This is a genomic window from Segeticoccus rhizosphaerae, assembly GCF_009192725.1.
GTDB classification, from domain to species: Bacteria; Actinomycetota; Actinomycetes; order Actinomycetales; family Dermatophilaceae; genus Segeticoccus; species Segeticoccus rhizosphaerae.
The window spans coordinates 1-954 of the sequence record NZ_VOHR01000618.1 but is presented as its reverse complement, the minus strand read 5'-3'; the positions used below and the strand labels follow the sequence as shown (position 1 = coordinate 954).

General features: G+C 72.1%; 2 protein-coding genes. Both read left to right on the top strand.

Annotated elements, in window-relative coordinates:
• Nucleotides 1–367, top strand: a 367-nt coding sequence (locus tag FRW57_RS22095; protein ID WP_476748671.1) for a homoserine kinase, incomplete at its 5' end; no start/stop codon positions are given.
• 262 nt (nt 368–629) lie between these two features.
• Nucleotides 630–954: Rho termination factor N-terminal domain-containing protein (locus tag FRW57_RS24680; RefSeq protein WP_238999547.1), on the top strand; the 325-nt coding region annotated here is incomplete at its 3' end.

The window sequence follows — 954 nt, the reverse complement described above, 5'->3', positions numbered from 1 at the left end:
GCCGACGAGCGTGCCGCTCGCCGACGCGGCCCGCAACAGCGCCCGTGCGGCGCTCCTCGTCGAGGCGATGACCCGCCGACCCGACCTGCTTCTGCCCGCGACCCGGGACTGGCTGCACCAGGAGTCCCGGCGGGAGTCGTATGCCGCGTCGATGGCCCTGGTCGACACGCTCCGCAGCCAGGGGCACGCCGCCACCGTGTCCGGCGCAGGACCGGGCGTCGTGGTGCTCGCCACCAAGGAGTCGGTGACCGCGGTGAGCTCCGCAGTGACTTCCGCGGTGACCTTGGGCGGGGCCCGCGCCGCATGGCGGATCCTCGTGCCCGGGGTACCGGACTCGGGAGTCACCGCGCGGCTTCTGCACGGTTGACGGGTGCCCGGGCGGACCAGTTGGTAGGGTACGGGCAGCAAGGGGGCTCCCCGGGGTGTAGATTATGCACTGCACCCGGCGGAGACTGCAGATCCGTAGTTCGCGTCGTTCGCCGCAGGTGCTCACCACACGGGCGCTGCGGCGCCATCGTCTTCGACTCCCCTTGCCGTACGTGTGGCATCCCAATCCGGCCAGGTCGACTGGTCATACATTCCGGTCCTGGCAGCAGAGCCAGACCGCAGACGAGGGGGAAGGATCCTTCGTGACAGACACCACCGAACTCACCGCGGCTTCTGGTGGCGCACCTGACGCGCCACGCCGCGCCGGCGCACTGAGCACCATGCGGCTCGCCGAGCTGCAGGGCCTCGCCGGGAGCCTCGGCATCTCGGGAACCTCCAAGATGCGCAAGAGCGACCTCATGACGGCCATCCGCGCCAAGCAGTCGGGCGGATCGGCGTCCGCCTCCGTGGCCCGGGCCAGCGCCCCCGCTGCCGAGAAGCCACGGGCGGACCAGCAGGAGACCGAGCGGCCGGCCCGCCGGTCCCGCCTTGCCCAGAGCGGCGGCTCCGCGCCACAGGCCGACACCA